5 protein-coding genes and 1 pseudogene are annotated in these 7,766 nt (G+C 64.3%); all 6 read right to left on the bottom strand.

The features are described from left to right. A partial coding sequence (selB, locus tag GCT13_RS46215) for a selenocysteine-specific translation elongation factor (protein ID WP_152768281.1) occupies positions 1-1,049 on the bottom strand: 1,049 nt, incomplete at its 3' end. Further along, complete coding sequence (selA, locus tag GCT13_RS46210; RefSeq protein ID WP_321575058.1) at positions 1,046-2,491, bottom strand: L-seryl-tRNA(Sec) selenium transferase; 1,446 nt, start codon at positions 2,489-2,491, stop codon at positions 1,046-1,048. The genes selA and selB, both read right to left, overlap by 4 nt. A 30-nt stretch (positions 2,492-2,521) precedes the next feature. Further along, positions 2,522-3,454 (bottom strand): formate dehydrogenase accessory protein FdhE, encoded by a 933-nt coding sequence (gene fdhE / locus GCT13_RS46205; protein WP_152768280.1) that lies wholly within the window; start codon positions 3,452-3,454, stop codon positions 2,522-2,524. A gap of 88 nt (positions 3,455-3,542) precedes the next feature. Further along, positions 3,543-4,178, bottom strand: coding sequence for a formate dehydrogenase subunit gamma (locus GCT13_RS46200; RefSeq protein ID WP_152768279.1), 636 nt, complete (start codon positions 4,176-4,178; stop codon positions 3,543-3,545). Further along, positions 4,175-5,113, bottom strand: coding sequence for a formate dehydrogenase subunit beta (gene fdxH, locus GCT13_RS46195; protein WP_152768278.1), 939 nt, complete (start codon positions 5,111-5,113; stop codon positions 4,175-4,177). The genes GCT13_RS46200 and fdxH overlap by 4 nt, the downstream gene beginning before the upstream one ends. 9 nt (positions 5,114-5,122) lie before the next feature. Continuing rightward, positions 5,123-7,766, bottom strand: a pseudogene (gene fdnG / locus GCT13_RS46190) (formate dehydrogenase-N subunit alpha); the annotation flags it as partial.

The following is a 7,766-nucleotide window of genomic DNA, read 5'->3' as shown; positions in this document are numbered from 1 at the left end:
CCGCCGCCGACGGTGCGCGTCGCCTGTGCATTGCGCACGATGAAGCGATCGCCCGGCAGCGCGCACACAGGCGCATCGAACACGAGCTGCACACGCGCCGTGTGTCCCGCAGCCAGCGTGTCGTCATCGAGCAGCGCGACATGCGCGACGCGATGCAACGTGCCGATATGCACATGCAGCGGCGCCCAGTGTTGCAGCGTGATGCCTGCATCGTCGAGCAGCGTCAGTTCTACGTCGAGCCGCTCGCCCGGCTTCGCGAGCCGCGCATCGACGATCCAGTCGCCGCGCGTGATCGCATCCTTGTCGATGCCCGCGAGATTCAGCGCACAGCGCTGCCCCGCGCGGCCCASATCGGACGCGCGRTTTTGCGCGTGGATGCTGCGCACGCGCACGGCTCGATGCGAAGGTTCGAGCATCAACGTGTCGCCTGWCGCGACGCGTCCCGCGAACACSGTGCCCGTCACGATCGTGCCCTGCCCCGCGAGCGTGAACACGCGATCGATCGCAAGCCTGAACAGGCCATCGTCGCGCCGGCCTTGCCACGCGACAGCCGCTTCACGCAGATGAAGCGAAAGCSCGCGCACGCCGCTATCGTCGRGCGCGGTCGCGTTCGTTTCGAAGAAAGGYGCGCCGCTGAATGGCGTCGATGCGAGCCATGCGCGAATCTCGTCGCGCACCTGCGTGAGAYGCGCTGCGTCGACGCGATCGGTCTTCGTCAGTGCAATCGCGCCGCGCGTGACGCCCAGCAGTTGCAGGATCGCGAGATGCTCGCGCGTCTGCGGCATGATGCCGTCGTCGGCTGCGATCACGAGCAATGCATAGTCGATGCCGCATGCGCCCGCCGCCATCGTATGCACGAGCTTTTCGTGGCCCGGCACGTCGATCATGCCGAGCACGTCGCCGTTATCGAGCGGTGTGTACGCGTAGCCGAGTTCGATCGAGATGCCGCGCGCTTTCTCTTCTTTCAGACGGTCCGTGTCGACGCCCGTCAATGCRYGCACGAGCGTCGTCTTGCCATGATCGATATGSCCCGCCGTGCCGACGATCATAGGCGCAGCTCCRCGCATTGCGCGKCGAAGGCCGCTTCGTCGGCGGCTTCGAGGCAGCGCAGATCGARACGCAGCGCTTCSTCRGCGATGCGTCCGATCACCGGGCGAGGCAGCGCACGCAGCGCTTCTTCGAGCTTCATCAGCGCGCGGCCGCCGCGCCTGCCATGTGCGTTGCGCACCACCAGCCCATAGCTGGGCAACCGGTCGACCGGCAATGCGCCGCTGCCGATCTGGCTCGCCATCGGTTCGGCCGTCACCGCATACGCGGGCCCGAGCGCGCATTGCAGCACCTCTTTCAAGCGCTCCGCCTGTGCCTGCATGTCAGAAGCGGGACGCGTCAACAGGCGCAGCGTGGTCAACCGCTCGCGCAACAGTTCGGGCGCGCGATAAAGCTGCAACACAGGTTCGAGCGCCGCAAGCGTGAGCTTGCCGACACGCAGCGCACGCTTCAGCGGATGCTTCCTGATCTTGCGGATCAACTCCGCGCGTCCGACGATCAGCCCCGCTTGCGGGCCGCCCAGCAGCTTGTCGCCGCTGAACGTGACGAGATCGGCGCCCGCATCGACGGTCKCGCGCACGGTCGGCTCGCCCGGCAGGCCGTATTGCGCGAGATCGACGAGCGTGCCACTGCCSAGATCGACGGCCATCGGCARGCCGCGCGCATGCGCAAGCTGCGCGACGTCATCGACGGACACGCTTTTCGTGAARCCCYCGATTGCGTAGTTGCTGCAATGGACTTTCATSAGCAMSGCCGTGCGCGCGYYGATCGCTTCCTCRTARTCCTTCAGATGCGTGCGGTTCGTCGTGCCGATTTCGYGCAGCTTCGCGCCCGCGCGCGACATGATGTCGGGAATGCGGAACGCGCCGCCGATCTCGACAAGCTCGCCGCGCGACACCACCACTTCCTTCTTCGAYGCCAGCGCCGATAGTGTGAGCAGCACGGCCGCCGCGTTGTTGTTGACGACGGTGGCCGCCTCGGCGCCCGTCAGTTCGCAGATGAGTTCATCGATCAGGTCGTCGCGATCGCCGCGCCCGCCCGTCGYGAGATCGAATTCGAGGTTCATCGGCCGCGTGAGCGCAACGACCACYGCGCGCACCGCTTCGTCGGGCAGCAGCGCGCGGCCCAGATTCGTATGCARCACCGTGCCCGTCAGATTGAACACGGAACGCAGATGAGGCTGCGCGCGCGCGGCGAGCRCAYGCTGYGCATCGTCGACGAGCTTCGCTTCGAAGTTGAATGACGCGTCGAACTGAACGCCCGCAAGCAGTTCGCGCCGGAGCGTATCGGTTGCAGCGCGGATCGCATCGACGACCTGCGTGTGGCCATATTCGTCGATCAACCGCTGCGCCATCGGCGTCGACAGTACACGCTCGACGGCGGGAACGCGCGCAAGCAGCGCGCGCAGGTCATCGCCCAACCTGTTACCCGACACTTCGCTCACGCTCGCACTCCCCGTGCATGTAGATGAGCTTCACTCGTCCGACGGCACCTCGGGCCACAGCAGCGGATTCGGACTGCTGCGCCGGTAGCCCGCTTCGTTCATCAGCAGATCGAGTGTGAGGCTCGCGAGATCGTCGGCAAGCGGCTCGAAGTCGTAGTCCTTCTCCTGATAGCCGATCTTGCGGTACGTGTGGCACTCGTCGCACGATTCGGCCTTCAGCGCTTCGCTGCCGCCGTCGATGCCGTGATACGCGACGCCCTTCGTCGAATCGCAATTCGAGCACTTGACGCGCACCACGTGCCACTCTGTCGAGCACAGCCCGCATTGCACATAGCGCAAGCCTTGAAACTGCCCGCCGACGCGCACGATGCTCGCTACCGGCTGCGCGCCGCATACGGGGCATGTGCCGGGCGTGTCGAGATATGGCACGGCGCGCTCGTCGATGCGGCTCGCGATATCCGTCCACACCACTTGCAGCGCCGCCATCACGAACGGTGCGGACGCGGGATCGACTTCGTTGAAGCGCAGCGCGAGGACCGCGTCGGCGAGCGTGTCGAGTTCCTGCTCGCTCTTCATGCGCAGGCCGTCGATCACACGCGCGAGCGCAGGCGTCACGGGACCGGCCGCTTCGACACGATCGAGCAGACGCTGCAGCACGTCGCGCCATACCGGATCGCGCTCTGTCGTCGACGACGGCGCAATCGGCATCGAGTGTTGCTGCGCGAGGGCGATGGATTCGGCGGAAGGCATCGTCGCGCTCACTTGCGCGAGCGCCTGCTGCTGCGCGTCGGCGAGCGACGCCATCAGACGGATATACCCGCCGATCGGGCTCGCGCCCGCCAGCTCGCGAAGACGCGCGGCGCGCGTCGAGAACAGTGTCGCGCGCTCGGGCCGGCGGATGCGCGGAAGGGCCGAATGATCGATTGATTCGATCTGGCCGGGCTCCAGGATGCGTTGCACCAATTCAGGTTCCTGCCGTTAGGGTCTGGATGGCGTCAACAGTAGCAGATATGCGGATGCAGCGCGCGCTTGCCGGCACGCGCGCCGCCTGTCACTTGATGCTTTCGCGGAACCACTTCGGATGATGCTTGCGCGCCCAGCCGAGCGTCACCGTGCCCCGCACCATCGCGCTCACGGAGCCCTTGACCCACAGCGCTGCATAGATGTGGACGATGATTCCGCAGATCAGCACGAACGCCGTGATCGCATGAATCACAGCCGCGACGCGCACCACCTCGATCGGAAAGTAGAACGAGAAATACGCCCGCCAGATGACGATGCCGCTCAGCAGCAACAGCACGAGGCACAGCACCATCACGAAGAACAGCAGCTTTTGCCCGGCGTTGTAGCGCCCGACTTCGGGCAACTGATCCTCGCGCGCGGCGAGCACGTCCTTGTACTGACGCAGCCATTGCCGGTCGTCGTCGTTCAGATAGTTGTGATGCCAGAAGCGCAGCGCAAGAATCAGGAACGACACGAACATCACAATGCCGATGAACGGATGCAGGATGCGCGCCCATTGCCCACCGCCGAACAGCGCGGTGAGCCAGAACATCGACGGGTGGAAGAACGCGAGACCCGACAGCGCGAGCAGGACGAACGTGATAGCCGTGATCCAGTGATTCGTGCGCTCGTTCGCCGTGTAGCGCACGATCAGATCCGGATTGTCATTCGGATGATGTTTCATTTGACGGGCTCCTCGGGCTTATGTTCGCCACGCTCGCGAATGTCGCGCGCGGCGTTGCGGGCGGCTTCTTCGTCTTCGTCCGACACCTCGTTCGGCCCGACGCGCGTGTAGTGGAAGAAGCCCGTCAGCGCAGTGAGCGCCATCACGGCGACGGCGAGCGGCTTCGCGATGCCCTTCCACAATTGCACGAAGGGGCTGATGTGCGGATCGTCGGGCAGGCCGTGATAGAGCGACGGCTTGTCCGCATGATGCAGCACGTACATCACGTGCGTGCCGCCCACACCCTGCGGATCGTAAAGCCCCGCCTTCTCGAAGCCGCGCTCCTTCAGGTCCGCGATGCGCTCCGCCGCGTGCGCCTTCATGTCCTCTTTCGTGCCGAACACGATCGCGCCCGTCGGACACGTCTTCACGCACGCGGGCTCCTGGCCGACGCCGACGCGATCCGAGCAGAGCGTGCATTTATAGACGCGATTGTCCGCCTTCGAAAGCCGTGGAATGTTGAACGGGCAGCCCGAAATGCAATAGCCGCAGCCGATGCAGTTTTCCTCGTGGAAATCGACGATGCCGTTCGTGTACTGCACGATCGCGCCCGGCGACGGACACGCCTTCAGACAGCCCGGATCTTCGCAGTGCATGCAGCCGTCCTTGCGGATCAGCCATTCGAGGTCGCCCTTCGGATTCTCGTATTCGGTGAAGCGCATCACCGTCCACGAATGCTCCGTGAGGTCGCGCGGGTTGTCGTAGATGCCCGTAGTGGTGCCGACCGTATCGCGCAGGTCGTTCCACTCCATGCACGCCGTCTGGCACGCCTTGCAGCCGATGCACTTGGTCACGTCGATCAGCTTCGCGACGCTGCCCGTCGCCGGCTCGCGCACTGACGTGGGCTGCACGGTCGTGGCGGAGATGCGCCTGATATCGAGCGATTGATATGCCATGACGCCTCCCTATGCCTTCTCGACCTTCACGAGGAACGACTTGAATTCCGGTGTCTGCGAATTCGCGTCGGCCACGACAGGCGTCAATGTGTTGGTGATATAGCCGGGCTTGGTAAGCCCCGTGAAGCCCCAGTGCAGCGGAATGCCGACCGTCTGCACCTTCTTGCCGTCGATCATCAAAGGCTTGATCCGCTTCGTCACCACGGCCACGGCAACGATGTGTCCGCGATTGCTCGTCACTTTCACGCGATCGCCCGCCACCACGCCGATCTGCTTCGCGTGCTCCTCGCCGATCTCGACGAACTGCTGCGGCTGGATGATCGCGTTCAGACGCGCATGCTTGGTCCAGAAGTGGAAATGTTCCGTCAGACGATAAGTGGTCGCGACGTTCGGGAAATCGGCGGCCTTGCCGAACGCCGCCTGGTCGTCCGGGAACACGCGCGCGGCCGGATTGCTGGTCGCTTGCGGATTGTTCGGATGGAACGTGTTGTAGCCAAGCGGATTCTCGAACGGCTCGTAGTGCTCGGGGAACGGACCTTCGTTCATCCCGTCGCGTGCGAAGAAACGCGCGACGCCTTCCGCATTCATGATGAACGGACCCATGCCGTTTTCGGGCGGCTCGTCGAGCTTGAAGTCGGGGGTGTCGGTGCCGCTCCAGCTGGTGCCGTTCCACGCGATCAGCTTGCGTTTCGGGTCGAACGGCTTGCCGTTCACATCGCACGAGGCGCGGTTGTACAGCACGCGACGGTTAGCGGGCCACGCCCATGCCCAGTTCAGCGTCTGACCGATGCCGGTGGGATCGGAGTTGTCGCGCCGGCCCATCTGGTTGCCCGCCTGGGTCCATGAACCGCAGAAGATCCAGCAGCCGCTCGCCGTTGTGCCGTCGTCCTTCAGTTGCGCAAAACTGGCCAGCTGTTCGCCCTTCTTCACCAGCACCTTGGCCGGGTCTTTCGGATCAGGCAGATCGGCGAGCGCGCGGCCGTTGTACTCCATCGCCATCTCAGCAGGCGTCGGGCTTTCAGGGTTCGCGTACGGCCAGCTCAGATTGACGATCGGGTCGGGATACTTGCCGCCCTGTTCCTTGTACGCCTTGCGCATGCGCACGAAGATTCCCGACATGATCTCGAGATCGCTGCGCGCCTCGCCCGGCGGCTCCACGCCCTTCCAGTGCCATTGCAGCACGCGGCTCGAGCTCACGAGCGAACCGTTTTCCTCGGCGAAGCACGAGGTGGGCAGGCGGAACACTTCCGTCTGGATCTTCGACGAATCGACATCGTTGAACTCGCCGTGGTTCTTCCAGAACTCGGAGGTTTCCGTCGCGAGCGGGTCCATGATGACGAGCCACTTCAGCTTCGCGAGACTCGCCGACGACTTGCCCTTGTTCGGCGCGGACGCAAGCGGATTGAAGCCCTGACAGATGTAGCCGTTCATCTTCCCCTGGTTCATCAGCTCGAGGCCCTGCAGCAGGTCGTACGGCTTGTCGAGCTTCGGCAGATAGTCGTAGCCCCAGTTGTTGTCGGCCGTCGCGGCGTCGCCCCACCACGACTTCATCATGCTGACGTAAAACGCGCGGTAGTTCTTCCAGTAGCTCAGCTGATTCGGCCGCAGCGGCTGCGACGCGCGCTTCTTGATGTAGCCTTCGTAGTCCTGCTCGGGCTCGTTCGGCAGCGTCATGTAGCCCGTCAGCAGATTCGACATCAGGCCGAGGTCCGTGAGCCCCTGGATGTTCGAGTGCCCGCGCAGCGCGTTCATCCCGCCGCCCGCGACGCCGATATTGCCGAGCAGCAGCTGCACCATCGCGCCCGTGCGGATCATCTGCGAGCCGACCGAGTGATGCGTCCAGCCGAGCGCGTACATAATGGTGCCCGCGCGGTTCGGGGTCGCTGTCGTCGCGAGCGTCTCGCACACGTGCAGGAACTTGTCCTTCGGCGTGCCGCAGGTCTTCTCGACCATCTCCGGCGTGTAGCGCGAGTAGTGCTGCTTGAGCAGGTTGTACACGCAACGCGGATGCTGCAACGACAGTGCCCGTGCGGATCGGCGCATAGAAGTCCGCGACGGACGCCGTGCGCGTAAAGCGCGGATCGACGACCATCAGCTTCGCCTTGTTGTGCGCCTTCGCCTCCGTCACCCATTTGAAACCGCATGGGTGCGCCTCGGCCGCATTGCCGCCCATCACGAGAATCACGTCCGCGTTCTTGATGTCGACCCAATGGTTCGTCATCGCTCCACGGCCAAACGTCGGGGCAAGACCTGCCACCGTCGGGCCGTGTCAGACACGCGCCTGGTTATCGAACGCGAGCATCCCCATGCTGCGCACAGTCTTGTGCGTCAGATAGCCGACCTCGTTACTGCTCGCCGACGCCGCGAGCATGCCCGTGGTCAGCCAGCGGTTGACCTTCTTGCCGTCGGGCGTGCTCTCGACGAAGTTCGCGTCGCGGTCTTCCTTCATCAGCTTCGCGATGCGGTCGAGCGCGTCGTTCCACGAGATGCGTTGCCAGTGATCCGAACCGGCAGCACGATACTCGGGATATTTCAGGCGGCTCTCGCTATGGATGAAGTCGATCAGGCTCGCGCCCTTCGGGCACAGCGTGCCGCGATTGACGGGGTGATCGGGGTCGCCTTCAATATGGATGATGCTCGTGGTCGCGTTCTT

It is taken from the genome of Paraburkholderia franconis, from assembly GCF_009362735.1.
GTDB classification, from domain to species: Bacteria; Pseudomonadota; Gammaproteobacteria; order Burkholderiales; family Burkholderiaceae; genus Paraburkholderia; species Paraburkholderia franconis.
This window is presented reverse-complemented; position numbering and strand designations above follow the sequence as displayed.